Below are 571 nucleotides of genomic sequence, written 5' to 3' on the forward strand. Positions count from 1 at the left end.
TAATTGCTAGATTTGAAGGAGCATCTTCCGGAGCCGGCTTTTCAACCATTTCAGTGATACGGTATAGGCCATCCTTCATGCATTCGCCTGCAATAACACCATATTTATGCGTTTGGTCAGCAGGAACTTCCTGGATCGCTACGATACTGCAGCGGAACTGATTATATAACTCTGCCATTTGCTTAAGCACGCCGTCGCCGTTTTCATCTGCCGTACAAAAGTCATCTGCCAAAACAACTGCAAAAGCATCATCGCCAACCAAACCTCGACCGCTATAGATTGCGTGGCCAAGACCTTTCATTTGATGCTGTGGTGTAAATGAAAAGGTGTTATTTTCCATTAAATTCCGAATGGAATCGAGCTGAGCCTCTTTTCCTGAACCTTTAATTTCATTTTCTAGTTCGTAGCTAATATCAAAGTGATCTGCAATGGCTCGTTTGCCTCTACCTGTGACAAAACCCATTCGGTTCATGCCTGCCTGGTGCGCTTCCTCAACGCCATATTGCACAAGGGGTTTATTTACGAGGGGTAGCATTTCTTTAGGCATTGCTTTTGTTGCGGGTAAGAAACG

General features: G+C 44.7%; 1 protein-coding gene. It reads right to left on the reverse strand.

Annotation, left to right across the window (positions count from 1 at the left end):
• The coding region (locus tag A3757_RS05605) for a UTP--glucose-1-phosphate uridylyltransferase (protein WP_068739291.1) at window positions 1-571 on the reverse strand (571 nt) is incomplete at both ends.

Source organism: Oleiphilus sp. HI0117 (assembly GCF_001635235.1).